Origin of the sequence: Halovibrio sp. HP20-59 (assembly GCF_033052795.2) — a bacterium.
Taxonomy (GTDB): domain Bacteria; phylum Pseudomonadota; class Gammaproteobacteria; order Pseudomonadales; family Halomonadaceae; genus Vreelandella.
In genome coordinates, this window is the sequence record NZ_JAWJUW020000012.1 from 108,062 (window position 1) to 132,718 (window position 24,657).

Consider the following 24,657-nt stretch of genomic DNA (forward strand, 5'->3'; position numbering starts at 1 on the left):
AAATGTTTGACATGGGCTTGTGGCGTGCCTATAATGCGCATCCTTTGAATGCGTGGGTAGACGGCTCGCGCCGTCGACATCCATTGGAGTTTAGGGCAAATGCAGAACCAAAAGATTCGCATTCGGTTGAAAGCGTTCGACCATCGCCTGATCGATCAGTCCACAGCGGAGATCGTTGAAACCGCTAAGCGTACTGGTGCTCAGGTTCGTGGGCCGATCCCGCTGCCGACCAATCGCGAGCGTTACACCATTCTGATCTCGCCGCACGTCAATAAAGATGCGCGTGACCAGTATGAGATTCGTACGCATAAGCGTGTGCTCGACATCGTTGAGCCAACCGAGAAAACTGTTGATGCATTGATGAAACTTGATCTCGCCGCTGGCGTTGACGTGCAAATCAAGCTCAACTAATAACACTAGTCACTTGCGGCCCAGCGCTCATCGCTTGTTATAGCGTCAGCATGAGCAGCAGCCGCCGCGCCGTGAGGCGCCATACAATGTGCTAGTGGAATGCTCTGGAAAGGGCAGCCATAGCGGGTGATAGCCCCGTACACTATAGGAGACTGAGTATGACTATCGGTTTAGTCGGTAAAAAGGCCGGGATGACTCGTGTCTTTACCGAAGACGGTGCATCCGTGCCCGTAACCGTTATTGAAGTTGATCCTAATCGTGTTACACGCGTTAAATCAGTCGATTCTGACGGTTACGCAGCGATTCAGGTCACATCTGGCTCTCGCAAAGCTAAGCACCTCACCAAAGCGCAGGCTGGTCAGTTTGCCAAGGCGGGTGTTGAGGCTGGTCGTGCGCTGATGGAATTCCGTCTTGCAGAAGGCGAAACAATTCCTGAGGTGGGCGGCGAAATCACTGTATCCCTCTTCGAAGCTGGTCAAATGGTTGACGTGACTGGCACCTCTAAGGGTAAAGGCTTCCAGGGTGCTGTTAAGCGCTGGAATTTCCGTACCCAAGACATGACTCACGGTAACTCTCTGTCGCACCGCGCGCCGGGTTCTATCGGCATGTGTCAGACTCCGGGTCGCGTTTTTAAAGGCAAAAAGATGGCCGGTCAAATGGGTAATGCCCGTTGCACCGTTCAAAGCCTTGAGATCGTCCGTGTCGACGCCGAGCGTAACCTGCTGCTGATTAAAGGCGCCGTACCGGGTGCTCCTGGTAGTGACGTTATCGTTCGCAGCGCCGTGAAAGCAGGCTGAAGGGGATAATTACCAATGAATCTGAATCTTGCTGCAGGCACGGGTACCGTTGAAGTAGCCGACGCCACTTTTGGCAAAGAATTCAACGAAGCGCTCGTTCACCAGGTTGTCACTGCTTATCTAGCAGCTGGCCGTCAGGGAACTCACGCACAAAAGAGTCGTTCCGACGTACGTGGCGGTGGTAAAAAGCCGTGGCGTCAGAAAGGCACCGGTCGTGCACGTGCCGGTACTATCCGCTCACCGCTCTGGCGTGGCGGCGGTGTAACCTTCGCGGCTCGCCCGCAAGACTATACCCAGAAGGTTAACCGCAAGATGTATCGTGCAGCGATGCGCTCCATCTTGTCAGAGCTGGTACGTCAAGAGCGCTTAGTCGCGATTGAAGAGTTCATCGTCGATGCGCCTAAGACCAAGCAGGTAGCTGCCAAGCTAAAAGAGCTCAACCTTGAAAAAGTGTTGATCGTCACCGAAGAAATTGACGAGAAGCTCTATTTAGCCGCACGCAACCTTCCCCACGTTGACGTGGTGGATGTCGCGGCAGCTGACCCGGTAAGCCTGGTTGCCTTTGATAAGGTCCTGATTACCGTCTCCGCCCTGCGTAAATTCGAGGAGAAGCTGGCATGAACCAGGAACGCGTATTCAAGGTTCTGCTTGGACCGCACGTGACCGAAAAAGCCGCGATGGCAGCCGAGCGCAACCAGTACGTTTTCAAGGTAGCGAGCGATGCTACCAAGCCCGAGATCAAGAAAGCCGTTGAAGCACTCTTCGGCAAGAAGGTCGGCGGCGTTCAAGTGTTGAACGTCAAGGGTAAAACAAAGCGTACTGCGAACGGCATTGGCCTGCGTAAGGGTTACCGTAAAGCGTATGTGACCCTGGCTGCGGGTGAAACGCTCGAAGACTTCACAGGCGCCGAATAAGGGCAGGAGTACGGATAATGGCAATCGTCAAGACCAAACCAACTTCCGCCGGTCGTCGCCACGTCGTCAAGATCGTTGGCGAGGAACTGTTTAAGGGCCGTGCTTATGCACCGCTGCTAGAAAAACAGTCCAAGTCCGGCGGCCGGAATAATTACGGTCGTATCACCACCCGCCACGTGGGCGGTGGTCATCGTCACCACTACCGGCTGGTCGACTTTAAGCGCACCAAAGATGGCATTCCTGCCACCGTTGAGCGCCTAGAGCACGATCCCAACCGCAGTGCGCACATTGCGCTGCTGAAGTATGCCGATGGTGAGCGTCGTTACATCATTGCACCGAAAGGTGTCAGCGCGGGTGACGTGCTGGAATCTGGTGTTAATGCGCCGATTAAGAAAGGCAATGCTTTGCCGCTGCGTAACGTCCCGCTGGGTTCTACGGTGCACTGCATCGAACTCAAACCGGGTAAAGGCGCGCAGATTGCTCGCAGTGCCGGTACAAGCGCCCAGCTTGTAGCGCGTGAAGGTAACTACGCCACGCTACGTCTTCGCTCTGGCGAAATGCGTAAAGTGTTGGCCGAGTGCCGCGCAACATTGGGTGAAGTGAGCAACTCCGAGCACAGCCTGCGTCAACTTGGCAAGGCCGGTGCGAAGCGCTGGAGAGGTGTGCGTCCGACGGTTCGCGGTGTCGCGATGAACCCGGTGGATCACCCGCACGGTGGTGGCGAAGGCCGCACCAGCGGTGGTCGTAACCCGGTTACCCCATGGGGTGTACCAACCAAGGGTTATAAGACGCGTAAGAATAAGCGCACCGACAAGCTGATCATTCGTCGTCGTAATAAGACACGTTGATCGAAATTGCCAAGACATTAAGGGGTAATGGCTGTGCCACGTTCACTTAAGAAAGGTCCCTTCATTGACCTTCATCTTTTGAAGAAGGTAGAGGCTGCAGTGGAGAAGAACGATCGCAAACCAATTAAGACTTGGTCGCGCCGTTCGATGATCCTGCCAAACATGGTAGGCCTCACTATCGCGGTCCATAACGGTCGCCAACACGTCCCGGTGCACGTCTCCGAGGAAATGGTTGGCCACAAATTGGGCGAATTCGCTGCCACCCGCACTTACCGTGGGCACGTGGCGGATAAGAAAGCCAAACGGTAAGCCAGAGAGGATTGAGAGATGGAAGTCACAGCTAAGCTGCTTGGCGCTCGTTTATCCGCCCAGAAGGCCCGTTTGGTGGCTGACCAGGTGCGCGGTAAACCGGTCGCCGAGGCACTCGACCTGCTGACCTTCTCACCGAAGAAGGCTGCCAAGCTGGTTAAGAAGGTGCTTCAATCCGCCATTGCAAACGCGGAAGAAAATAACGGCATGGATATTGACGAGCTGCGTGTCTCGACCATCTGCGTCGATGAGGGCATGACGCTCAAGCGTATCAAGCCGCGTGCCAAAGGGCGGGCGGATCGTATCTTGAAGCGCACGTGCCACATCACCGTCAAGGTAGCCGAGAAGTAGGAGTCGACCGATGGGTCAGAAAGTCAATCCAACAGGCATTCGACTGGGCATCGTCAAAGACCATGCTTCTGTCTGGTATGCTGAGCGCGGCGCTTACGCCGATAAGCTCAATAACGATCTCGCTGTGCGTAGCTTCCTGGAAGAGCGTCTTAAAAGCGCCTCTGTTAGCCGCATCCACATCGAGCGTCCGGCGAACAATGCCCGCATCACCATTCACACTGCCCGTCCGGGTATCGTGATTGGTAAGAAAGGTGAAGATGTCGACCGTTTGCGTCGCGATCTCACCCAGATGATGGGTGTCCCCGTGCATGTGAACATCGAAGAAGTTCGCAAGCCGGAGCTGGATGCCAAGCTAGTCGCTGCTAACGTAGCGGGTCAGCTTGAGCGTCGCGTCATGTTCCGTCGTGCGATGAAGCGCGCGGTACAAAACGCAATGCGTCTTGGCGCTGGTGGCATCAAGATTCAGCTGTCAGGTCGTCTTGGTGGCGCTGAAATCGCACGTACCGAATGGTACCGCGAGGGTCGCGTTCCGCTGCACACGTTGCGTGCGGATATCGACTACGCCACTTACGAAGCTCACACCACCTATGGCGTTATCGGCGTCAAAGTGTGGATCTTCAAGGGTGAAATCCTCGGCGGTATTGAGGAAGTACGTGCCAAGGCTAAGCAACAGCAGCCTTCCGGCAACGCGCCCAAGAAGAAAGGTTCCAGGTAAGGGGAGAGCGAGTCGATGTTACAGCCCAAGCGTATGAAATTCCGCAAGATGATGAAAGGCCGCAACCGTGGCCTGGCGCATCGCGGAAGTAAGATCAGCTTCGGGGAATACGGCCTAAAAGCTACCGGTCGCGGCCGCATCACTGCGCGTCAGATCGAAGCCGGCCGTCGTGCGATCACACGTCACGTTAAGCGTGGCGGTAAGATTTGGATCCGCGTCTTCCCTGATAAGCCGATCTCTAAGAAGCCGCTCGAAGTTCGTATGGGTAAAGGTAAAGGTTCAGTTGAGTACTGGGTTGCCCAGATCCAACCGGGTCGGGTCCTGTATGAAATTGAAGGCGTGTCGGAAGAGCTCGCACGTGAAGCGTTTGAGCTTGCCGCACAGAAAATGCCCTTATCCACCACCTTTGCGAAACGGACGGTGATGTGATGAAAGCCCAGGAAATTCGTGACAAGTCCGCAGGAGAGCTCCAGGAGCAACTCCTCGAACTCCTCCGCGAGCAGTTTAACCTGCGCATGCAGAAGGCCACTGGCCAACTGAGCCAGACTCATCTGCTCAAGCAGGTCCGCCGGGATATAGCCCGCGTTAAGACTATGCTCAACGAGAAGGCAGGTGATTGAGATGGCCGAAGAGAAAACAACGCGTACGCTCACCGGTAAAGTGGTGAGCGATAAGATGGACAAGTCCATCGTCGTCATGATCGAGCGGCGCGAGCGTCACCCGATCTACGGAAAATACGTTAAGCGCTCCACCAAGCTGCAAGCCCATGATGAGGCGAACCAGGCTAAGGCAGGCGATACGGTTTCCATTCAGGAGTGCCGTCCGCTTTCCAAGAAGAAAGCCTGGGCGCTGGTCGAGGTGGTTGAACACGCTAAGGGTTGATCCCGAAGCTGTCCAATCAGTGCAGTCAGATTAGGTTTGGAGAAAACCGATGATTCAGACTCAGACAATGCTGGATGTCGCCGACAACAGCGGAGCGCGCCGGGTGCAATGCATCAAGGTGTTAGGCGGTTCACACCGTCGCTACGCTCGCGTAGGTGATATCATCAAGGTCACGGTTAAGGAAGCGATTCCGCGTGGCAAGGTCAAAAAAGGCCAGGTGCTAAAAGCGGTCGTGGTCCGGACCCGTAGTGGCGTCCGTCGTCCCGACGGTTCGCTCATCCGTTTCGATGGAAATGCGGCGGTTTTGTTGAATAACACCAACGAACAGCCCATCGGTACCCGTATTTTTGGGCCGGTGACTCGTGAACTTCGTAATGAAAAGTTCATGAAGATCATTTCCTTAGCGCCTGAAGTGCTGTAAGGAGCGAGGCGGATATGCAAAAGATCAAACGTGACGATGAAGTCATCGTCATCGCCGGGAAGGATAAAGGCAAACGTGGCACCGTTAAGCGGGTATTAGAGAACCGCTTCTTGGTGTCCGGTGTGAACATGATTAAACGTCACACCAAGCCAAATCCCATGGCGGGAAATCAGGGCGGTATCGTCGAGCGTGAGGCTCCGATTCACGCGTCCAACGTAGCCATCTTCAATTCGGAGACCGGTAAGGCGGATCGCGTCGGCTTCCAGGTGAAGGAAGACGGTACCAAGGTACGTATCTACAAGTCGACGCAGACGCAGATCGACGCCTAACGCGAGTCGGGTAGCAAAATGGCGAACTTGAAAGAACGTTATCAAAACGAGGTAGCAGCTCAACTCAAAGAAGAGTTCAGCTATGCCAACGTTATGCAGATACCCCGGATCACGAAAGTGACTCTGAACATGGGTATCGGCGAAGCAGTCAACGATAAAAAGTTGATTGACAATGCCATCGGCGATCTAGAGAAGCTCTCTGGTCAAAAACCGTTGGTGACCAAGGCACGTAAGTCCATCGCGGGCTTCAAGGTGCGCGAAGGTTGGCCAATCGGCATCAAGGTGACCCTGCGCGCTGAGCGCATGTGGGACTTCTTGGACCGCTTGGTTTACATCGCGATTCCCCGCGTGCGTGACTTCCGTGGTCTCAACCCGAAGTCCTTCGACGGTCGCGGCAATTACTCAATGGGTGTGCGTGAGCAGATCATCTTTCCGGAGATCGAGTATGATAAGATCGATCGTATCCGGGGGTTGGATGTCACTATCACCACGACCGCCAAAAACGACGAGGAAGGTCGTGCGCTGTTAAGCGCGCTCAACTTCCCGTTCAAGAAATAGGGGCGAGATCATGGCTAAGAAAAGTATGGTAGAGCGTGAGCTTAAGCGTACTCAGCTAGTCGCGAAGTATGCGACCAAGCGTGCTGAACTCAAGAAAATCATCTCGGACGTTAACACGTCCGAGGAAGACCGCTTCGAGGCGACGCTGAAGCTGCAGCAACTGCCGCGCGACTCAAGCCCGGTGCGTCAGCGTAACCGCTGCCGTATCACCGGTCGTCCGCACGGTTTTTACAACAAGTTCGGCCTCGGCCGTAACAAGCTGCGTGAAGCCGCCATGCGTGGCGACGTTCCTGGGCTGAAGAAGTCCAGTTGGTAACGCCACGTAGAATCATCAGGAGCGCACATTAAATGAGCATGCAAGACACTCTGGCGGATATGTTTACCCGTATCCGCAATGCGCAGATGGCCACCAAGGAGGCGGCAACCATGCCGTCCTCCAAGCTGAAAGTGCAAGTGGCCCGAGTGCTAAAGGAAGAAGGCTACATTGCCGACTTTACGGTAGCAGAGGGCGTTAAGCCCGAGCTTACCGTGACTCTCAAGTACTTTGAGGGTAAGCCGGTTATTGAGCACATTCAGCGGGTTTCCAAGCCGTCCCTGCGCCGTTATAAAGGCAAGGACGAACTGCCTAAGGTCGCCGATGGGCTGGGTATCGCGATTGTCACCACGTCCAATGGTGTCATGACCGACCGTGCCGCGCGCCAAGCCGGTGTCGGTGGCGAAGTCATCTGCACCGTATTCTAGGAGGCTGGAATGTCCCGCATAGCGAAATATCCGGTTAAAGTGCCTGCCGGCGTTGAGATTAAAATCGATGCCGACCAGCTGACCGCCAAAGGCGGCCAAGGCACACTATCAATGACTATCCACCCAGATGTAGTGGTTGGTCAGGAAGATAGTAAGCTGACCTTCGCCCCGAGCGAATCTGCCAAGAGCTGGGCCATGGCCGGTACTACCCGCGCCTTAGTTCAGAACCTGGTAACGGGCGTATCCGAGGGTTTTACACGAACTCTCGAAATTGTTGGCGTCGGTTATCGTGCCCAAGCTAAGGGCCAGACGCTCAATCTTTCACTGGGCTTCTCGCACCCGGTCGACTACCAACTGCCTGAAGGTGTCTCAGCGGAAACGCCGAAAAACACCGTGATCGTGCTGAAAAGCGCGGACAAGCAGCAGCTCGGTCAGTGCGCCGCGGAAATCCGCGCTTTCCGTCCGCCCGAGCCGTATAAAGGCAAGGGTGTCCGGTACGCCGACGAGCAGGTGCGTCGCAAAGAAGCCAAGAAGAAGTAAGGCAGGGTTATGAACGCGAAGAAAGAATCTCGTCTCCGTCGTGCCCGCCGTGCTCGCGCCAAGATCCGCGAGCTGGGCGTGTATCGCCTGTGCGTCAACCGTACCCCGCGTCACATCTATGCGCAGATTATCTCGCCGGATGGTGGCAAAGTGTTAGCCAGTGCTTCTACGTTAGACAAAGCACTGCGCGAGGGTGCGACCGGCAACTCAGATGCAGCCTCTAAAGTGGGTGCTATGATTGCCGAACGCGCTAAAGAAGCAGGCATCACCCAGGTGGCCTTCGACCGTGCTGGCTTTAAGTATCACGGCCGCGTTAAGGCGCTGGCCGACGCCGCACGTGAAGGCGGCCTGGAATTCTAAAGGGTTTTACGATGGCGAAGAACGAACAGCAAAGCGGTGATCTGCAAGAGAAGTTAGTGCAGGTCAACCGCGTCGCCAAGGTGGTCAAGGGTGGTCGTATTTTCGGCTTCACCGCGCTGACCGTCGTTGGTGATGGTAAAGGTCGTGTCGGTTTTGGACGTGGTAAGGCGCGTGAAGTGCCTGTCGCAATCCAGAAGGCGATGGATCAAGCTCGTCGCAACATGGTCAAGGTAAACCTCGCTGGCCACACGCTGCAGTACCCGGTAAAAGCCCGTCACGGTGCTTCCAAGGTGTACATGCAGCCGGCTTCAGAAGGTACCGGTATTATCGCCGGTGGCGCCATGCGCTCTGTATTAGAGCTTGCCGGTGTCCACGACGTACTGGCCAAGTGCTACGGTTCCACCAACCCGGTTAACGTGGTGCGAGCGACTGTTAAAGGTCTCTCCTCCATGCAAGCACCGGAAGACGTGGCCGCCAAGCGCGGTCTGTCTGTCGAAGCGATCACGGGGTAAGGTACCATGGCAGCAACGATCAAGGTTACCCAGGTCCGCAGCACCATCGGCATTGCGCCCAAGCACAAGGCTACTATCAAGGGCTTGGGCCTGCGTCGCATCGGTCATACGGTTGAGCTGGAAGATACCCCTGCCGTACGCGGCATGGTCCACAAGGTAAATTACCTTGTGCGCGTTGAGGGAGAGTAATCCATGAAACTCAATAGCCTAAGCCCGGCTCCGGGCTCCAAACACGCTGCAAAGCGCGTTGGTCGTGGCATCGGCTCCGGTCTTGGTAAGACCGGCGGCCGGGGTCACAAAGGTCAGAAAGCACGTAGTGGCGGTAGCGTGAAGCCCGGTTTCGAAGGCGGTCAAATGCCGTTGCAGCGTCGTCTGCCGAAATTCGGTTTTACATCTGCCAAGTCGCTGGTCTCTGAAGAAGTGCGTGTGGCTGAACTGGCGAAAGTGGCCGGTGGCGATGTCACACTGCAAACGCTAAAAGATGCCAACGTGCTGAAGGACTCGACGCTACACGCGAAGATCATCCTTTCTGGCGAATTGAAAACGGCGGTTACCGTTCGTGGAATCAAGGTCACCAAAGGTGCCCGTGAAGCGATCGAAGCCGCTGGCGGCAAGGTAGAGGACTAAATGGCCAAGTCAGGAAAAATGCCGGCGATGGGCAGCGGTCTGAGTGAACTGTGGGCGCGTTTGCGCTTCGTGCTCCTCGCCATCGTGGTGTACCGTATTGGTGCCCACATTCCCGTTCCCGGTATCAATCCTGACCAGCTTGCTGCCTTGTTTAGGGAGCAACAGGGCACCATTTTGGGCATGTTTAACATGTTCTCGGGTGGCGCCCTGGAGCGTATGAGTGTCCTCGCCCTGGGTATTATGCCCTATATTTCGGCGTCGATTATCATGCAGCTCATGACTGCGGTCTCCCCTCATCTTGAACAACTCAAGAAAGAGGGTGAGGCTGGCCGCCGCAAGATTAGCCAGTACACCCGCTATGGCACGGTGATACTGGCGTTTGTCCAGGCTACCGGCATGTCTGTCGGCCTGGCTAGCCAAGGCATCGCGTACACAGCTGACTTTAGCTTCTACTTCACCGCCGTGATCACGTTTGTGTCGGGCGCGGTGTTTATGATGTGGTTAGGTGAGCAGATTACCGAGAAGGGCATCGGCAACGGTATTTCGCTGCTGATCTTTGCCGGTATTGTTGCGGGACTGCCCAGTGCCGTGGGTCAAGCCTTCGAGCTTGCCCGTAATGAAGGGGCCTGGAATGTTCTGCCGCTGTTAGCGCTGTCTGTGTTAGGTATTGCGACTGTCGCCTTTGTCGTTTTCATTGAGCGTGGTCAACGCCGCCTCAAGGTTAACTACCCTCGGCGACAAGTGGGCAATAAGATGTATGCAGGGCAAAGTAGCTACCTGCCTTTGAAGGTTAATATGGCCGGCGTTATTCCGGCGATTTTTGCCTCCAGCATTCTGCTCTTTCCGGCCTCTATTGGTCAGTGGGTTGGTGCTGGCGAAGGTATGGAGTGGTTGCAGCGTGCATCTCAGGCATTAGGCCCAGGTCAACCGCTTTACATCTTGCTTTTCGCGGCGGCAGTGGTATTCTTCTGCTTCTTTTACACAGCGCTGGTCTTCAACCCCAAGGATGTGGCTGACAATCTTAAAAAGTCAGGCGCTTTCCTGCCGGGCATTCGCCCCGGCGAGCAGACCGCTCGCTATATCGACAAGGTCATGACACGTTTGACTTTGTTCGGTGCCTTGTATATCACTGCGGTTTCCTTGATGCCCCAGTTCTTGATTGTGGCGTGGAACGTGCCGTTTTTCTTCGGCGGTACCTCGTTGTTAATCGTAGTCGTGGTCATCATGGACTTCATGGCCCAGGTGCAGTCGCATCTCATGTCGCATCAATATGACTCAGTGATGAAGAAGTCCAACCTGAAAGGCTACGGTAGCGGCGGTATCATGCGCTGAGGCGCCGTCCACCCCTATTAAGTTAGTGAGGGCGCGCCGCGAGCCGGTTTTTGGAGAAAGATCGATGAAAGTTCGAGCTTCCGTAAAGAAAATGTGCCGTAACTGCAAGATCATTCGTCGCAATGGCGCTGTCCGCGTCATCTGCAGCGAGCCACGGCACAAACAGCGCCAGGGTTAATACCTGGGTTGTATTAAGCGGGTGCCAGCATGCCCCTTGCCTTAGGGCACTCAAAGGGGTATGCTGTTGCGCCTTTTATAGATGAATAAACGAGCAAGCCGCTCAAATTTCGGAGTAAGCTGATGGCCCGTATTGCAGGCGTCAATATCCCGGACAACAAGCATGCGGCGATCTCGCTGACCTACATCTTCGGGATTGGCCGTACCCGTGCTGAGCACATCTGTGTCGCAGCCGGTATTGCCATGAATGCCAAGATCCAGGATCTGTCTGCTGAAGAAGTCGACACCCTGCGTTCTGAAGTTGGCAAGTACACCGTAGAAGGCGACCTTCGTCGTGATGTCACGCTTAACATTAAGCGTCTCATGGACTTAGGTTGCTACCGTGGTCTGCGTCATCGTCGTAGTCTTCCGCTGCGTGGTCAGCGGACTAAGACTAATGCGCGCACCCGTAAGGGCCCGCGTAAGCCGATCCGCAAATAATACGCAGGCTCTTTAATAGAGGGCCGGCGTAACGACAGGAATAGACATCAACATGGCTAACCCGCGTAGTAACCGTAAAAAGGTTAAAAAGCAGGTAGTGGATGCGATTGCGCATATCCATGCCTCTTTTAACAACACGATCGTGACGATCACAGACCGCCAGGGCAACGCTCTTTCATGGGCGACTGCCGGTGGTTCGGGTTTTCGTGGTTCTCGCAAGAGCACCCCGTTCGCTGCTCAAGTGGCAAGTGAACGTGCAGCAACTGCTGCAGCCGAGTATGGTGTGAAAAACGTAGATGTACTGGTCAAAGGCCCAGGTCCCGGTCGTGAATCCGCCGTGCGCGCACTGAACGCCGCCGGCTTCCGCGTGCAAAGCATCGTAGACGCGACGCCCATTCCCCATAATGGCTGCCGTCCGCCGAAGAAACGCCGCGTTTAAGGAGACAGATTCATGGCCCGTTATATTGGACCGAAGTGCAAATTGTCTCGTCGTGAAGGCACCGACCTCTTTTTAAAGAGTGGTGTGACTCCCTTCGAGAAAAAGTGTAAATCCGAGCAGATCCCGGGTGTACACGGCCAGCGTCGTCAGCGTCTTTCAGACTACGGCTTGCAGCTTCGCGAGAAGCAAAAAGTACGTCGCATGTATGGCGTACTCGAAAAACAGTTCCGTAACTACTACAAAGAAGCCGCTCGCCTGAAAGGCGCGACCGGTGAGGTATTGTTGCAGTTGCTTGAATCCCGACTGGATAACGTCGTCTACCGCATGGGCTTCGGCTCGACTCGCTCTGAAGCGCGTCAGCTGGTCAGTCACAAGGCGATTTCCGTGAACGGCCGCACCGTTAACGTAGCTTCTTACCAAGTGAAGCCAGGTGACGTTGTTTCCATTCGCGAAAAGGCGAAGAACCAAGCACGTATTCAAAGCGCGTTGTCCATTGCGGCCAACCGTGGCGATATCGCTTGGATCGAAATCGACGCCAAGAAGATGGAAGGCACTTTCAAGGCTCTGCCTGAACGCGGTGACCTGTCTGCCGACATCAACGAAAATCTGATCGTCGAGCTGTACTCCAAGTAAGCAGTTTCCTGTTTCTTGTCGACCTGGCGCCGTTTATTGCCAGCGCCAGGTCGTAACAGAGTACCAAGTATCCGTTTGGCAGCCTGAAAGGTGTTCATATGCAGCGTTCAGTGACAGAGTTTCTTCGTCCCCGCGATATCAAGGTCGAAGAAATCAGCGCACATCATGCCAAAATCGTTCTCGAACCGTTCGAGCGTGGTTTCGGTCACACCCTGGGGAATGCACTGCGTCGCATTCTGCTTTCGTCTATGCCCGGCTGTGCCGTGGTAGAGGCTGAAATCGCCGGTGTCGAGCATGAGTACAGTGCCCTCGAAGGGGTGCAGGAAGATGTTATTGAAATCCTCCTGAACTTGAAAGATGTTGCGATTAAAATGCACAGCCGCGATGAGGCGGTGCTCACGCTGAACAAGCAGGGCCCAGCCGTCGTCACCGCTGGCGACATTGCGCTTGATCACAGCGTCGAAATCGTTAACCCGGACCACATCATTGCGCACGTCAATGAAGGTGCCGAGCTGAAGATTCAGCTTAAGGTAGCGCTGGGTCGTGGCTACGAACCGGCTGACGCTCGCGGCTCTGATGAAGAGACACGTGCTATTGGCCGCCTGCAGCTGGATGCCACCTTCAGCCCTGTCCGCCGTGTTTCCTATTCGGTTGAAGCCGCTCGTGTTGAGCAGCGCACCGACCTCGATAAGTTAATTATCGATTTGGAAACCGACGGTACCCTGGATCCGGAAGAGGCTATCCGTCGCAGTGCGACCATCCTGCAAGAGCAGCTGGCCGCCTTCGTCGACCTGGAAGCTGATAAAGAACAGGAAGTCGAAGAGGAAGAGGATCATGTCGATCCAATTCTATTGCGCCCCGTAGACGATCTTGAGTTGACTGTTCGCAGCGCGAACTGCTTAAAAGCCGAGAATATTTATTACATCGGTGATCTTATCCAGCGCACAGAAGTTGAGCTGTTGAAGACACCGAACCTCGGTAAAAAATCTTTGAATGAAATCAAAGATGTATTGGCAGCTCGCGGCTTGTCCCTCGGCATGCGGCTGGAACATTGGCCACCGGCAAGCCTGAAGGACGACAAGGCCTCCGCGTGAGCGTCGACTTGAGTCCCAGTTTGGTAAGGAATTACAACCATGCGTCATCGTAAGAGTGGTCGTCATCTGAATCGCACCAGCTCGCATCGTCAGGCCATGTTCAAGAACATGTCTGTCTCGCTGGTCGAACATGAAGTCATTAAGACAACCCTGCCCAAAGCCAAGGAGCTGCGTCGCGTTATCGAGCCGCTGATCACCTTGTCTAAGCAGGATAGCGTTGCAAACCGTCGTTTGGCGTTTGCCCGTACGCGCTCTAAAGAAGCCGTCGGCAAATTGTTCAACGAACTAGGTCCGCGTTATGCCGAGCGTCCGGGCGGTTATGTCCGTATTCTCAAGTGCGGTTTCCGCACCGGCGACAACGCACCTATGGCGTTCGTTGAGCTAGTTGACCGTCCGATCGTTGAAGACGCCGCCGCAGAAGAGTAATGCTCTGCGCTAAGCGTGTTTAGCAGCGAATGAAAACCGACCCTTTTGGGTCGGTTTTTTTATACGCGCATTTATCCTCTCTATTTCTCCGCTTAATGGCGTATTTATCACCTATACTCGGCTTATTATTAAACGTAGTGAGCGTTGCTATTGCTGCCTGGGGAAAGCCTTGCGTTGTGCCTTGAGTGTGGCATGGTAGTTAAACAGTGAATCGCGGTACTAGCGCATTGATAACAAGCAAGGGGCAGGTATGTATGCGAGGTTAACAAGCGCCGCTGGAGCGCCTTCGGTATGGTCATTGAGTATGGCTGTGCTACTGATGTTGGCAATGATCACTAGCGCTCAAGCTGGCAACCCGCGTTACGCGGGGGTCGTGGTGGATTTGGATAATGGCGAAGTGCTGTATGCGGAGAATATCGATAGCCAGCGCTATCCCGCCTCGCTGACTAAAATGATGACTCTGTATCTGACCTTTGAAGCGTTGGAAGACGGTACGCTGCGTTTAGACCAACCCTTGCCTGTCTCCCCCTATGCGGCTGCCAAGCCTGCGGTAAAGCTGTGGCTGGCTGCCGGTAGCTCTATCCCGGTGGATACCGCTATCCGCGCGCTTGCCGTTCGCTCGGCCAATGACGTTGCCGCCGTGGTTGCCGAAGCACTGGGTGGCAGTGAAGCGCAGTTTGCCCAAATAATGACCAGCAAAGCGCGCGAGCTGGGCATGCATGCCACCACCTTTCGTAATGCTTCTGGCTTGCCAGATAACGGTCAGATCACCACCGCCCGGGATATGCTGACGCTCTCGGTTCGCGTCATGCAGGACTTTCCCCAGTATTACCACTATTTCGGCCTGCAAGAGTTTAGCTACCGGGGTACCCGGCATACTAGCCACAATCGTTTGGTGCGTGACTACCCAGGCGCTGACGGCCTAAAAACAGGTTTTATTCGCGCCTCTGGCTTTAATGTCGCCACGACCGCTGTGCGTGGTAATCGCCGTTTGGTGGGTGTCGTGATGGGCGGGTTCTCATCCCAGTCCCGGGACAAGCACATGGCCAATCTGCTCGACCGTAGTTTTCTACGCGCGTCGTTGCGTGACCAGCAAAGCTGGATGGCTGACACGAGCTTCTCACGCGAGTTTATGGCCTTTGCGCCGCCTGCTCAGCCAGTGCAAGCCAATCCAGCCACACGGCAGCCGTTACTGGCAGTCGTCGAAACGGCTGCTGCTTCCCCGCCCAGTGTGGACCTAGAAGCCCAGCTAGCCGATATAGCGACGATTCAGCGACCGGCAGCAACACCCGCCGCGTCGCAACCAGATCCGTTGAGAGCGTTTATTGAACGAGAACGTCAGCTAGCCGCCAATGAAACGGTCGGCGGCTGGGGCGTGCAAGTGGGTGCTTTCAGCCAGGAAGCACAGGCCCGTCAGCTGGCTCAGCAAGCGGCGCAACGAATCGCACAGAACTTAAGAGGACGCGTGGCCGTCGATACGGTCGACGGCCAAAGCCCAGTTTATCGTGCCCGTTTAATGGCGTTAGACGAGCAGCGCGCTCATCAAGCATGTCGCGCGCTGCATTCCCAAGGGATGGACTGCATGGTGGTGAACGCCAGCTTATAAATAAGGTGGTCTGCCGCTACCACCCCGCCAATGGCTAATTGGCGGGGTTTTTCTTTTTTGGCACTTTATATTGACCAGTGAACAGGGAGATCGCGGTGACAACCTCGCTAAAAGGCATGCTCTGTATGTGCATGGGCGTCTTATTTCTCGCCTCAGGCGACGCCGTTTCCAAGTGGCTGGGGGAAACGCATTCGCCGCTGCAGATTATCTTTTTCCGTGCGCTGGTTTCGTTGCCGCTAATCGCCTTACTCGCCTACTTTGCCGGCGGTTTGGGTAAACTGCGGACTAAACGCCCCCGTGTACATCTACTGCGTGGCTTGATTTATACCGCCACGATGGTTTGCTTTGTATGGGGCTTAACGCTGCTACCTTTGGCGGAGGCCACGGCGATCGCTTTTGTGGCGCCGCTTTTTGTGACCCTGCTCTCGGTGCCATTGTTGGGCGAGCGGATTGATCCACCGGTGCTGATCGCCTCCTTCGTAGGGTTTGCGGGGGTGCTGATTGTGGTGCGCCCGGGTAGCGATGCGTTTCAATTGGGCGCCGTGGTATTGGTAGGCGCAGCGCTATTTTATGCGCTGATGATGATTACCGCTCGGCGCTATGGCGCCCGCGAACACCTGTGGGCGATGCTGTTTTACATGACATCTGTGCCCTTGGTGGTGACCGCGCTAACGCTGCCCTGGGTATGGCAAACGCCCCAGCCGTGGCATTGGCTGGGGTTTTTCGCCTCTGGCGTGTTGGGCGTGGCGGCCACCGCCTTTATCACCCTGGCTTTTCGCTTTGCCCCTGCGGCCATCGCCGCGCCGTTCGATTACACCGCCATGCTCTGGGCGGTGCTACTGGGCTGGTGGTTCTGGGGCGAAATGCCGGATATCTGGGTCTGGGTAGGCAGTGCCTTGATAATGGGCAGCGGCTTGGCGGTGGCGTATCACGACCGAAGAACTACCCTTAAACGCCGTCCCTCAGCTTAACAGAGGTCACTTTACCGTTACTTTTTGATCTGGGTCATCGAAGCGATCAGCTGATCAAGACAGCGCGTTTGGCAGGGTTATAATCCAGCCCTTTCAGCGCAGCCTGCTGCGTGCCATCGCTCTGATTACGGTGACTGTCTATGCAAGCGCCTGAACTGCTTTCCCCTGCCGGTACCTTTAAGAACATGCGTTACGCGTTTGCCTATGGGGCTGATGCGGTTTACGCGGGGCAGCCGCGCTACTCTCTTCGGGTGCGCAACAATGATTTTAAAATTGATAACTTACATCGTGGTATTGAGTACGCCCATGCCCGAGGTAAGCAGTTTTACGTTGCCTCCAACATTGCCCCGCACAACAGTAAGCTGAAAACCTACCTTCAGGATATGCAGCCGGTGATTGAGGCGGGGCCCGATGCGCTGATTATGTCAGACCCCGGTTTGATTATGATGGTGCGCGAGCGCTGGCCGGAGCAAGCGATTCATCTCTCGGTGCAATCGAATGTCGTCAACTGGGCCGCCGCTCAGTTCTGGCAGCGGCAAGGTATTAGCCGCATTATTTTGTCCCGCGAACTATCCCTTGAGGAAATCGGCGAAATACGCGAGCAGTGTCCAGGATTAGAGATTGAAACCTTTGTCCATGGCGCATTGTGTATCGCCTATTCCGGGCGCTGCCTGCTATCGGGATATTTCAATCACAGAGATCCTAACCAGGGCACCTGCACTAATGCGTGCCGCTGGAAATACAACACCATTGCGGCAACTCATGATGACACGGGCGATTTAACACCCACCCATGACGCTGGCCCTGCAGCGGTTGCCAATCAGGATGAGCGTTCGGCGCTGATTGAAGATGTGTCCCGGCCAGGTAAGCTGATGCCCGTGCATGAAGATGAGCATGGCACCTACATCATGAACTCCAAGGACCTGCGAGCGGTGCAGCACGTGGCGCGACTGACGCAAATGGGTGTGGCATCGCTAAAGATCGAAGGGCGCACCAAATCCCATTATTACGTCGCGCGTACAGCGCAAGTCTACCGGCAAGCCATAGATGACGCCGTTGCTGGGCGTCCCTTCAATAAAGGGTTAATGGATGAGCTGGAGAATCTGGCCAACAGAGGGTACACCGAAGGCTTCTATCAACGGCATGTGCATGGTGAATTCCAAAGCTATGAACAGGGTAATTCCATCGGCGTTCACCAACAATTCGTCGGTGAAGTCCTGGGTTTCGATCCGGCTCGTGGCAGGTTGGAGGTCGAGGTTAAAAACCGTTTCGAAGTGGGGGATGGCATGGAGCTTATGCTGCCAAGTGGCAATCACCGCTTCGTGCTTGACCATATCGAGAACTTACGAGGTGAAGCGCAAAGCGCAGCACCTGGCTCGGGGCATCGCGTGCGTATCCCCGTCCCCAATGTCAGCATTACTCCTGAACAGCTTGAGTTTGCGCTGATAATGCGTGATCTCGCGCCTTCCAAAGCAGCACAACCTGAATCGTTAGGGGTAGCGATCAGCTAAACGCATAAACATCCATTGCTAGCACACCGTGCTCTACGCTGTGGTGCAGCTGTTTTGCGTCGCCTCCTGCCCCCATAGCCACCAGCAATGGCTGGAAGTGTTCAGGGGTCGGGTGGTTCTCCTGCGCATAGGGTGCGCGCTCCCAGCTAAGCAGCGCTTCACGATCATTGTCGATAAGGCGCTCGCTTACCCAAGTGGCAAATGCACCTACCCAGGCGGGCATAGGGCTCTCCAGGGGCATGATTTCATACAGGTTATGGGTCAGACTGCCCGAGCCGATAACCAAAATCCCTTCTTCGCGCAGTGCCGACAGGTGCTCGCCCAGTGTGGTCAGCTCCGCATTGCTCCAGCGTACCGGAAGCGATAACGAGACAACCGGCACATTGGCGTCAGGAAACATCAGTGAAAGGGGCACCCAGGCGCCGTGATCCAGGCCGCGTTCTACCCGCTCGGCCCCCAGTAACACGGCCAGCCGTTCGGCCAGTTCCGGTTTCCCAGGGGCGGGATACTGGCACTCGAAAAGCGCCCGTGGGAAACCGCCAAAATCGTGAATGGTTTCCGGCTTGGCGCTGGTGCTGACTTTGAGCGCTAAGCTCTCCCAATGCGCTGAGACCACTACCACCGCCTTGGGCGCAAGCTGCCTGCCCAGTTCACGTAGAAAGGCATGAGCCGGGGTTTTATTGAGGGCCAGCATGGGCGAACCATGGGAAATAAACAGGCTAGGTAACATGAGTGAGTATCCTCAGCAGCATTGCCAACGCTGGCGGTAAGCAAGCGCTGGCAATAGGGTTAGGCGATAGTGTTAGGTGTTAGGCGAATCGGTTACTTAGCACCCAGCGGCCGCTGCCCAGGCCCGCTTGCACGATTAACGCCAGCGTCCAGAACACCGGGAACTCCCAACCGCCGCCGGTATTTGAGAACATCCAGCCGTTGCCAAGATGCACCCACGCAGCGCCAAGCAGTACCGGCACCAGTGCCAGGCTCACCCAGCGGGTATACACACCCAGAATCAGGGCGGCCCCACCGCCTACTTCGGCAGCAATGGTCAAGTAAGCCAGGAACCCTGACAAACCCAGTGATTCAAAATAGCCAACGGTGCCCGGTAGGGTAAACACAAACACCTTGAGTAAACCGTGGGCAAGGGCCATCACACCCAGTGAAACGCGCAGTAGCGAGATGGCATGGGGCTGTAAAGAGGGGGTGGAGTGAGTCTGCGTTGTCATCGTAGTAGCTTCCATCGAGTGGTTGATAAAGCTACTTTACAGTCGGATCAGCGTGAGATAATCAGTGGGTTTTGCACATCACTGTTGCGTAATGGGCGACAATCCAATGTGTTGCTCCCAAACCGGCGGATCGCCCCACGCTTCGGTGAGCAGGTCGATGAAGCGCTCAACCTTGGCGGGCAGGTAGCGCCGGGCGGGGTAGAGCGCATGAACATCGAGCCGCACCGTTGGCTCATTGGTCAAGATGGGCACTAAACGCCCGTTGGCGATACTCTCTGTGACCAGAAAACTGGGTTGCTGAGCGATGCCGAGGCCCGCTTCCGCGGCGTGGGTGAGTACATCGCCGTTATTGCTTTCCAGTGGGCCATTGACCGTCAATGACTGCGTGGCAATCTTCCAGTCAGCGCTCTGTTGGCCGCTGCGGTAACGCAGGCAGCGGTGCTCGGCAAGGGCTTTAACGCTGCTGGGTTCACCGTGGGCGGCAAGATACGCCGGCGAGGCACAGAACAGCAGGCGGCAACGGGTCAGGCGTCGCGCCACCAGGCTGGAGTCGGGCAGGCTGCCGATACGGATCGCTACGTCATACCCTTCCTCCAACAGGTCGACGCGGCGGTCGTTCAAATCCAGGCGCACCTCTAGCGCCGGGTGGGTATGCATAAACTGGGCGACGAGCGGCGCTAGGTAGCGGGTACCAAAACTCATCGGCCCGTTTACGCGCAGCCGCCCGCGCACATCGCTGGTACCTTGGCCCACTTCGGCGGCGGCTTCTTCAAGCACTTGCAGTACCCCTTGGGCGCGGATCAGGTAGCGCTCTCCGGCCTCAGTGAGATGTAGCCGTCGCGTGGTGCGCTGGATCAGTCGCGCACCCAATGTCTCTTCCAGTGCCATGACCTGGCGGGAGACGCGAGTGCGGGAAATATCCAGCGCTTCGGCGGCGCGGGTATAGCTACCCAGCTCGGCTACCCGCACAAAAGCCACGATATGCTCTAACTGATTCATGACACCGAAGCAGCTTGGAAAACCGGAAAAGCGCGCGCTGCCTGGTAAGGGTCGGGCTGACCACAAATAGCCGATATCACCGCTAAACCATTCGCTCCTGCCCGCTGTACGCTAATCGCATGATCCGCTTTCAGGCCGCCAATGGCAACGCTGGGCAGCGGGCACGCTTTAACCAATGCCGCCAGGCCGTCAAAGCCGATGGGCTGGGCGTGGTCCTGTTTGCTCACGGTGGCAAACACCGGGCCAAGCCCGACATAGTCGAGCAGCTCAATTGGCGCTGCTTGCAGCTGTTCCAGGGTATTAATCGACAGGCCAATAATTGCCCCTTGTCCCATGACGTTGCGGGCTTCTTCGGCCAGGGTGTCGCTTTGGCCGACATGCAGACCGTCGGCTTGGCTTGCTAATGCCACCTTCAAGCGATCATTAATAATCAGCGGCACGCCGGTACCCGCCAAAACCGCTTTCAACCGCTTGGCCTGGGCTATCATCTGTTCATCGCTGGCGTGCTTATCGCGCAGCTGGACGATGGTGACACCGCCTTTCACCGCGGCCTCAACCGTCTGCTCTAAGCCAACACGGCGGCATAGCGTGGCGTCGGTGACCAGATAAAGCGAGAGATCAAACGGCATGAGTCGTCTCCAACTGCGCATGATGGCTAAGGTCATCCGGGCTAAGCTGATAAAGCGCATCAAGTAGTGCCACTTGAAAGCTGCCCGGCCCCTGGGCATGGTTACCTGCTCGTTGCCCCGCCACGGCAAAACAGGCCAGGGCCGCGGCGCTTGCGCCCAGGGGCGCTGCATGATTGGCTGCCACAAAAGCCGCCACCAGCGCACTAAGGCCACAGCCTAGAGTGGTTACGCGGGGCATCAGAGGGTGGCCACCCGTTAGTCGGTAGTGATGAGTGCCATCGGTTACCCAGTCGCTTTCACCCGTCATCGCTACAATGCAGCCGTGCTTTTTTGAAAGCGTGATGGCCGCCTCTACAGCTTGCTCGGTGGCAGCTGTTGAATCAGGACCACGGCCCTGGCTAGTTAGCCCGTCAAGGGTAAGAATTTCTGACGCATTGCCACGAATCACGGTTGGTTTAGCAGCCAGCAGCTTCGCGCATAGCGTTTGGCGGTAACGCGTGGCCCCGACGGCGACGGGGTCCAACACCCAAGGGATAGCGTGCTGATTGGCGGTTGCCGTGGCGGTCAGGATGGCATCGGCCCAATGGGGCGAAATGGTTCCAATGTTAACGGAGAGAGCCCCAGAAAGAGCGGTAAACTCGGCAACTTCTTCTTGGGCATGCAGCATGGCGGGGGAAGCGCCAATCGCCAACAGCAAATTGGCAGTGCTGTTCATCGCGACATAGTTGGTTATGCAGTGGACAAGCGGAGTATCTGCACGCAGCGCTTTAAGGTAATCGCCAAGCGGGGATAGAGTCATAACGTCCTCCCGGCAGGGAGGTGGTGGGCGGCACCATGACTCCCTACGCCGGTTTGATCCGGTTCAGGTTCAAAGGGTGCTTCTCAGCCCAACGTGAGTAGGGCGCCCCTGTCGTGTTGCTACTATCCTTGGCAAAGCGAGTGCTGTAAAGCCTTGATAGAACCTGGTGCTTAACGAAAGGAGATGCGCGTACCGTAAGTCAACATTTCGTCTGGCGTTATAGCTTTACCCGCTACGCCAATCATCTCGTCGCCGCACTGATCGGCAAATGTAAGCACCCCATGGGTGAGGCCCAGCCGCCCTAGGGTATCGCGTATTTCCCCCGTACCCGTGAACGTATACACGCGACCCTTTTCGTCGCTCAGGTCCGAAACGCCATTGGCATGGTGAAAGCGTACTTTATAGATACCGTCCATCGACTCCACTTCTACAATCGGTGAAAAACCATTGTGAAGGGCATGAGACAACTGCTTAAGCGTCAAATGGTCGCCGAGAGTCATATCAATCGCAGGCATGGGAAACTCCTAGAGGACGCCCCAACGAGGCATCCGTAATCTTTGTATGAAATCCGATACAATATAAAAGGCTTTGAGTTTCAGTGTAGGGGTTTTGTTAAAGATTTCCAAATAACTTTTACCTTTTAGCGTAGTGCATCCAGGGCGTGCTGCTGCAGCTTTTCGAGCGGTATGATTTCCAAGGTCTTTTCATGGGTGCCTGATAAAATGACCGGTGGCGCTAAGCCAACCTGAGCCGCTTCTTGCCAGCGGCGGGCACATAAACACCAGCGGTCACCCGGCTGTAAGCCTGCAAAGCCAAATTCAGGGCGGGGCGTTACCAAGTCATTGCCTTGCGCTCTAGAGAAGGCCAGAAATTCTTCGGTGACCAACGCACAAACGGAGTGGACGCCAAGGTCATTGGCGCCAACACGGCAAAAACCATCGCGATAAAACCCTGTCTTAGGCGAATGACAGCAAGGCGTTAACGGCTCCCCCAACACATTACGATCACGTTGCATAAGGCCTCCTCAACAGTTAGGGCTAGAATTATCGCTTCTGAGCCCTCATGGTAAATAGTTGTCAGTACGGTATGCGACGTTGGCGGTTGCCGAGTAGGCTAACCCGCACTGATGCTTATAAATTGTATCGGTTTTGTCAAAAAAATAGATGAAGTTAATGTCGTCGATTATTTAAAGGAGAGCCACATGAGTTTTCAAGGTGAGCAGCATCCTGGCGCCGTCGCCTCGCCGCCCGAGACCCAAGGGTTTCGTTTAAACCACACCATGTTGCGGGTGAAAGACCCCGAGCGAGCGCTCGCATTCTACTCAGAAGTGTTGGGTATGCAGGTGATGCGGCGGCTGGATTTTGAAGAGATGCAGTTCTCGCTCTACTTCCTGGCCAACCTTGAGCCTAGCGACAGCGTGCCGGAAGATGCCCCAGCACGAACCGCCTGGACCTTTAGCCAGAAAGGGTTGCTGGAGCTGACCCATAACTGGGGCACCGAAAACAAGGACGACTTTGCCTACCATGATGGCAATGCCGAACCCCAGGGCTTTGGGCATATCTGCTTTAATGTGCCGGACTTGGCGGCGGCCCAGGCGTGGTTCGATGCGCACGACGTCACCTTCGTTAAGCGTGCCGACCAAGGGAAAATGCAGGACGTTATCTTCATTAAAGACCCGGACGGCTACTGGATTGAAGTAATTCAAGCTGACTTGATGGTAGGAAAGAGCGACTAATGAGGCAAGCCAATGGCTGAGCTACTGTTCCGGTTGCGTCATGTGACCGACGAAGAAGCCATGGAGGTGCGCGACTTGTTGGCTGCGCAAGGCTTTGATACCTATGAAACCCAGGCGGGTTTTTTCCGCCTGGGGGTTGATGCTATCTGGCTGCGCGACCCGCATCAGCATGATGCCGCTATCGCCGCCTTAAACGCCTATCAAGCTGACCGCCTCGAACGTGCCCAGCGCGAGCATCAGGCAGCGGTCGAACGGGGTGAGCAAATGACGCTTTGGAAACGCTTGTCCGCTCACCCAATGCAAGTCGTGCTAGTCCTGCTTGCGGTAGGCCTTATCGTAGCCCTCACGGTATTGCCGTTTCTCGGCTTATCGCGCAGCTAAGCCGCAGGCAAGTGGCCGCGTTTGAGATACATCATGACACCATTATCACCGGCGGTTAACGCCGGTGCCGACCCGCTTGGGTAACGGCACCAGGTGCCTGATGTGTAACTCTGCTCGCTATCGCTCAACGACCCTTCCAGAATCAAAAATTCCAGACCGCCCAGCAGCGTGGGGTAAGCAATAGACGTGCCCGATGCCCAGCACTCTAGGCTGATGCGCTCCTGTTTAAAGGTATGCAGCATTTTGTAGGCAATGCGTGGGCGCCGGTCCGGCTGCCAGGGAAGTCGGTGGGCCGGTACCGCCAACTGCAGCGTGTCGTTAGGGTCGAACTGGTGCAGTTTGACAAAGATCAGCGCGCCTTCATCGCCAATTTGCGGCGTATGGCCGGTGCCGATAGGGTTGCGTAGATAACTGCCTGCAGGATAGCGGCCATGCTCATCGGCGAAAACGCCTTCTAGCACCAAAATTTCCTCGCCGCCGCCGTGGCAATGCCGCTCAAACTGCGTATTGGGTGCATAGCGGACAAGGCTGGTCGCGCGGGCAACTTCATCACCAATGCGGTCAAACATCATACGTTCTACGCCCGCACTGGGGGAGCTGGTCCACTGATACTGTTCTGGGGTAACGCAGGCAAAGTGGCTAAAATCGGCGTTTAGACGCATTAGAAAGGGCTCTTCGCAGTGACGGTTAGGAAAGGGGAGGGCTGCTAGTCTCCTTATTGACAGCAAAAAATGCAACTTTCGGTTATGTGATCTTCTTTATATCGCCATAAAAAATACCGCCCGAAGGCGGCATTAATACTTGCCCTTTAATACTTAATGACCATGATCGTCGTGGTCGTGGTCGTGGTCGTGGTCGTGGTCGTGGTCGTGGTCGTGGTCGTGGTCGTGGTCGTGGTCGTGGTCGT

General features: G+C 55.7%; 41 protein-coding genes and 1 riboswitch. Of the genes, 33 read left to right on the plus strand and 8 right to left on the minus strand.

What is annotated here, in order from left to right; translation table 11 throughout:
- Positions 1 to 99: 99 nt before the first annotated feature.
- The 31 genes from rpsJ (at position 100) to yegQ (ending at position 17,984) form a co-directional block, all read left to right on the plus strand.
- Entirely contained in the window at positions 100 to 411 is a 312-nt protein-coding gene (gene rpsJ / locus RZA33_RS13995) for a 30S ribosomal protein S10 (RefSeq protein WP_007112007.1), read from the plus strand.
- A gap of 158 nt (positions 412 to 569) precedes the next feature.
- Complete coding sequence (gene rplC / locus RZA33_RS14000; RefSeq protein WP_240718646.1) at positions 570 to 1,208, plus strand: 50S ribosomal protein L3; 639 nt, start codon at positions 570 to 572, stop codon at positions 1,206 to 1,208.
- A 15-nt stretch (positions 1,209 to 1,223) separates the two neighbouring features.
- A complete protein-coding gene (gene rplD / locus RZA33_RS14005) occupies positions 1,224 to 1,829 on the plus strand; it encodes a 50S ribosomal protein L4 (protein WP_317508329.1) in 606 nt (201 codons plus the stop codon).
- Positions 1,826 to 2,122: a 50S ribosomal protein L23 gene (rplW, locus tag RZA33_RS14010; protein WP_317508330.1), complete on the plus strand. Its 297-nt coding sequence runs from the start codon at positions 1,826 to 1,828 to the stop codon at positions 2,120 to 2,122. The genes rplD and rplW overlap by 4 nt, the downstream gene beginning before the upstream one ends.
- 17 nt (positions 2,123 to 2,139) lie before the next feature.
- Entirely contained in the window at positions 2,140 to 2,970 is an 831-nt protein-coding gene (rplB, locus tag RZA33_RS14015; RefSeq protein WP_317508331.1) for a 50S ribosomal protein L2, read from the plus strand.
- Between the two features lie 33 nt (positions 2,971 to 3,003).
- Entirely contained in the window at positions 3,004 to 3,279 is a 276-nt protein-coding gene (rpsS, locus tag RZA33_RS14020) for a 30S ribosomal protein S19 (protein ID WP_027337511.1), read from the plus strand.
- 18 nt (positions 3,280 to 3,297) lie between these two features.
- A complete protein-coding gene (rplV, locus tag RZA33_RS14025; RefSeq protein ID WP_007112002.1) occupies positions 3,298 to 3,630 on the plus strand; it encodes a 50S ribosomal protein L22 in 333 nt (110 codons plus the stop codon).
- A 10-nt stretch (positions 3,631 to 3,640) separates the two neighbouring features.
- Positions 3,641 to 4,345 carry a 30S ribosomal protein S3 gene (gene rpsC / locus RZA33_RS14030; protein ID WP_317508332.1) on the plus strand — a complete coding sequence of 235 codons (705 nt, stop codon included), beginning with the start codon at positions 3,641 to 3,643 and terminating at the stop codon, positions 4,343 to 4,345.
- 15 nt (positions 4,346 to 4,360) lie between these two features.
- A complete protein-coding gene (gene rplP, locus RZA33_RS14035; protein ID WP_007112000.1) occupies positions 4,361 to 4,774 on the plus strand; it encodes a 50S ribosomal protein L16 in 414 nt (137 codons plus the stop codon).
- Positions 4,774 to 4,965 carry a 50S ribosomal protein L29 gene (gene rpmC, locus RZA33_RS14040; protein ID WP_317508333.1) on the plus strand — a complete coding sequence of 64 codons (192 nt, stop codon included), beginning with the start codon at positions 4,774 to 4,776 and terminating at the stop codon, positions 4,963 to 4,965. The genes rplP and rpmC overlap by 1 nt, the downstream gene beginning before the upstream one ends.
- A gap of 1 nt (position 4,966) precedes the next feature.
- Complete coding sequence (rpsQ, locus tag RZA33_RS14045; protein ID WP_317508360.1) at positions 4,967 to 5,227, plus strand: 30S ribosomal protein S17; 261 nt, start codon at positions 4,967 to 4,969, stop codon at positions 5,225 to 5,227.
- A 49-nt stretch (positions 5,228 to 5,276) separates the two neighbouring features.
- Positions 5,277 to 5,648: a 50S ribosomal protein L14 gene (rplN, locus tag RZA33_RS14050; protein ID WP_008959163.1), complete on the plus strand. Its 372-nt coding sequence runs from the start codon at positions 5,277 to 5,279 to the stop codon at positions 5,646 to 5,648.
- A 14-nt stretch (positions 5,649 to 5,662) separates the two neighbouring features.
- Positions 5,663 to 5,977, plus strand: a complete 315-nt coding sequence (gene rplX, locus RZA33_RS14055) for a 50S ribosomal protein L24 (protein ID WP_007111996.1) — start codon at positions 5,663 to 5,665, stop codon at positions 5,975 to 5,977.
- Positions 5,978 to 5,995: 18 nt separating this feature from the next.
- The gene (gene rplE, locus RZA33_RS14060; RefSeq protein WP_317508334.1) at positions 5,996 to 6,535 is read left to right on the plus strand and encodes a 50S ribosomal protein L5; all 540 of its coding nucleotides are present in this window, start codon (positions 5,996 to 5,998) and stop codon (positions 6,533 to 6,535) included.
- 10 nt (positions 6,536 to 6,545) lie between these two features.
- Positions 6,546 to 6,851: a 30S ribosomal protein S14 gene (gene rpsN / locus RZA33_RS14065; protein WP_022520866.1), complete on the plus strand. Its 306-nt coding sequence runs from the start codon at positions 6,546 to 6,548 to the stop codon at positions 6,849 to 6,851.
- 32 nt (positions 6,852 to 6,883) lie between these two features.
- Positions 6,884 to 7,276 carry a 30S ribosomal protein S8 gene (gene rpsH / locus RZA33_RS14070; RefSeq protein ID WP_317508335.1) on the plus strand — a complete coding sequence of 131 codons (393 nt, stop codon included), beginning with the start codon at positions 6,884 to 6,886 and terminating at the stop codon, positions 7,274 to 7,276.
- A 9-nt stretch (positions 7,277 to 7,285) separates the two neighbouring features.
- Positions 7,286 to 7,816 carry a 50S ribosomal protein L6 gene (gene rplF, locus RZA33_RS14075; RefSeq protein ID WP_317508336.1) on the plus strand — a complete coding sequence of 177 codons (531 nt, stop codon included), beginning with the start codon at positions 7,286 to 7,288 and terminating at the stop codon, positions 7,814 to 7,816.
- A gap of 9 nt (positions 7,817 to 7,825) precedes the next feature.
- Positions 7,826 to 8,176, plus strand: a complete 351-nt coding sequence (gene rplR, locus RZA33_RS14080; protein ID WP_146874525.1) for a 50S ribosomal protein L18 — start codon at positions 7,826 to 7,828, stop codon at positions 8,174 to 8,176.
- 11 nt (positions 8,177 to 8,187) lie between these two features.
- A complete protein-coding gene (gene rpsE / locus RZA33_RS14085) occupies positions 8,188 to 8,688 on the plus strand; it encodes a 30S ribosomal protein S5 (protein WP_007111990.1) in 501 nt (166 codons plus the stop codon).
- 6 nt (positions 8,689 to 8,694) lie between these two features.
- Positions 8,695 to 8,877 carry a 50S ribosomal protein L30 gene (rpmD, locus tag RZA33_RS14090; RefSeq protein ID WP_317508337.1) on the plus strand — a complete coding sequence of 61 codons (183 nt, stop codon included), beginning with the start codon at positions 8,695 to 8,697 and terminating at the stop codon, positions 8,875 to 8,877.
- A 3-nt stretch (positions 8,878 to 8,880) separates the two neighbouring features.
- Positions 8,881 to 9,315 carry a 50S ribosomal protein L15 gene (rplO, locus tag RZA33_RS14095; protein WP_317508338.1) on the plus strand — a complete coding sequence of 145 codons (435 nt, stop codon included), beginning with the start codon at positions 8,881 to 8,883 and terminating at the stop codon, positions 9,313 to 9,315.
- The gene (gene secY / locus RZA33_RS14100; protein ID WP_317508339.1) at positions 9,316 to 10,647 is read left to right on the plus strand and encodes a preprotein translocase subunit SecY; all 1,332 of its coding nucleotides are present in this window, start codon (positions 9,316 to 9,318) and stop codon (positions 10,645 to 10,647) included.
- Positions 10,648 to 10,711: 64 nt separating this feature from the next.
- Complete coding sequence (gene rpmJ, locus RZA33_RS14105; protein ID WP_008959154.1) at positions 10,712 to 10,825, plus strand: 50S ribosomal protein L36; 114 nt, start codon at positions 10,712 to 10,714, stop codon at positions 10,823 to 10,825.
- A gap of 122 nt (positions 10,826 to 10,947) precedes the next feature.
- Positions 10,948 to 11,304, plus strand: a complete 357-nt coding sequence (gene rpsM, locus RZA33_RS14110; RefSeq protein ID WP_317508340.1) for a 30S ribosomal protein S13 — start codon at positions 10,948 to 10,950, stop codon at positions 11,302 to 11,304.
- 52 nt (positions 11,305 to 11,356) lie between these two features.
- Entirely contained in the window at positions 11,357 to 11,743 is a 387-nt protein-coding gene (rpsK, locus tag RZA33_RS14115) for a 30S ribosomal protein S11 (RefSeq protein WP_007111985.1), read from the plus strand.
- A 12-nt stretch (positions 11,744 to 11,755) separates the two neighbouring features.
- The gene (gene rpsD / locus RZA33_RS14120) at positions 11,756 to 12,376 is read left to right on the plus strand and encodes a 30S ribosomal protein S4 (RefSeq protein ID WP_008959152.1); all 621 of its coding nucleotides are present in this window, start codon (positions 11,756 to 11,758) and stop codon (positions 12,374 to 12,376) included.
- A 98-nt stretch (positions 12,377 to 12,474) separates the two neighbouring features.
- Entirely contained in the window at positions 12,475 to 13,470 is a 996-nt protein-coding gene (locus RZA33_RS14125; RefSeq protein ID WP_317508341.1) for a DNA-directed RNA polymerase subunit alpha, read from the plus strand.
- A 39-nt stretch (positions 13,471 to 13,509) separates the two neighbouring features.
- A complete protein-coding gene (gene rplQ, locus RZA33_RS14130; protein WP_317508342.1) occupies positions 13,510 to 13,896 on the plus strand; it encodes a 50S ribosomal protein L17 in 387 nt (128 codons plus the stop codon).
- Between the two features lie 304 nt (positions 13,897 to 14,200).
- Positions 14,201 to 15,502 carry a D-alanyl-D-alanine carboxypeptidase family protein gene (locus RZA33_RS14135; protein WP_317508343.1) on the plus strand — a complete coding sequence of 434 codons (1,302 nt, stop codon included), beginning with the start codon at positions 14,201 to 14,203 and terminating at the stop codon, positions 15,500 to 15,502.
- Between the two features lie 95 nt (positions 15,503 to 15,597).
- On the plus strand, positions 15,598 to 16,473 hold the full coding sequence (locus RZA33_RS14140; RefSeq protein ID WP_317508344.1) for a DMT family transporter: 876 nt from the start codon (positions 15,598 to 15,600) through the stop codon (positions 16,471 to 16,473).
- Positions 16,474 to 16,613: 140 nt separating this feature from the next.
- Positions 16,614 to 17,984 carry a tRNA 5-hydroxyuridine modification protein YegQ gene (gene yegQ, locus RZA33_RS14145; RefSeq protein ID WP_317508345.1) on the plus strand — a complete coding sequence of 457 codons (1,371 nt, stop codon included), beginning with the start codon at positions 16,614 to 16,616 and terminating at the stop codon, positions 17,982 to 17,984.
- Here the strand turns inward: yegQ and RZA33_RS14150 are convergent.
- The 7 genes from RZA33_RS14150 to RZA33_RS14180 all read right to left on the minus strand — a co-directional run bounded on the left by RZA33_RS14150 (position 17,977) and on the right by RZA33_RS14180 (position 22,649).
- The gene (locus tag RZA33_RS14150; protein WP_317508346.1) at positions 17,977 to 18,714 is read right to left on the minus strand and encodes a class III extradiol ring-cleavage dioxygenase; all 738 of its coding nucleotides are present in this window, start codon (positions 18,712 to 18,714) and stop codon (positions 17,977 to 17,979) included. The genes yegQ and RZA33_RS14150 overlap by 8 nt on opposite strands.
- A gap of 79 nt (positions 18,715 to 18,793) precedes the next feature.
- Positions 18,794 to 19,222, minus strand: coding sequence for a DoxX family protein (locus tag RZA33_RS14155; protein WP_416337870.1), 429 nt, complete (start codon positions 19,220 to 19,222; stop codon positions 18,794 to 18,796).
- 63 nt (positions 19,223 to 19,285) lie between these two features.
- Positions 19,286 to 20,206, minus strand: a complete 921-nt coding sequence (locus tag RZA33_RS14160; RefSeq protein ID WP_317508348.1) for a LysR family transcriptional regulator — start codon at positions 20,204 to 20,206, stop codon at positions 19,286 to 19,288.
- Positions 20,203 to 20,835: a thiamine phosphate synthase gene (gene thiE, locus RZA33_RS14165; protein WP_317508349.1), complete on the minus strand. Its 633-nt coding sequence runs from the start codon at positions 20,833 to 20,835 to the stop codon at positions 20,203 to 20,205. Before thiE ends, RZA33_RS14160 begins: the two co-directional genes overlap by 4 nt.
- Entirely contained in the window at positions 20,825 to 21,634 is an 810-nt protein-coding gene (gene thiM / locus RZA33_RS14170; protein ID WP_317508350.1) for a hydroxyethylthiazole kinase, read from the minus strand. The genes thiE and thiM overlap by 11 nt, the downstream gene beginning before the upstream one ends.
- A 23-nt stretch (positions 21,635 to 21,657) precedes the next feature.
- Positions 21,658 to 21,754: riboswitch (TPP riboswitch) on the minus strand.
- A 50-nt stretch (positions 21,755 to 21,804) separates the two neighbouring features.
- On the minus strand, positions 21,805 to 22,149 hold the full coding sequence (locus tag RZA33_RS14175) for a hypothetical protein (protein WP_317508351.1): 345 nt from the start codon (positions 22,147 to 22,149) through the stop codon (positions 21,805 to 21,807).
- A 125-nt stretch (positions 22,150 to 22,274) separates the two neighbouring features.
- Complete coding sequence (locus RZA33_RS14180; protein ID WP_317508352.1) at positions 22,275 to 22,649, minus strand: DUF2237 domain-containing protein; 375 nt, start codon at positions 22,647 to 22,649, stop codon at positions 22,275 to 22,277.
- A 186-nt stretch (positions 22,650 to 22,835) separates the two neighbouring features.
- Between RZA33_RS14180 and gloA the strand changes: the two genes are divergently transcribed.
- Both gloA and RZA33_RS14190 read left to right on the plus strand, forming a co-directional pair.
- The gene (gene gloA, locus RZA33_RS14185) at positions 22,836 to 23,369 is read left to right on the plus strand and encodes a lactoylglutathione lyase (protein WP_317508353.1); all 534 of its coding nucleotides are present in this window, start codon (positions 22,836 to 22,838) and stop codon (positions 23,367 to 23,369) included.
- Positions 23,370 to 23,381: 12 nt separating this feature from the next.
- Positions 23,382 to 23,750 (plus strand): DUF6164 family protein, encoded by a 369-nt coding sequence (locus tag RZA33_RS14190; RefSeq protein WP_317508354.1) that lies wholly within the window; start codon positions 23,382 to 23,384, stop codon positions 23,748 to 23,750.
- Here the strand turns inward: RZA33_RS14190 and RZA33_RS14195 are convergent.
- Positions 23,747 to 24,412: a cupin domain-containing protein gene (locus RZA33_RS14195; RefSeq protein ID WP_317508355.1), complete on the minus strand. Its 666-nt coding sequence runs from the start codon at positions 24,410 to 24,412 to the stop codon at positions 23,747 to 23,749. The two genes, RZA33_RS14190 and RZA33_RS14195, sit on opposite strands and share 4 nt — an antisense overlap.
- Positions 24,413 to 24,657: the final 245 nt, after the last annotated feature.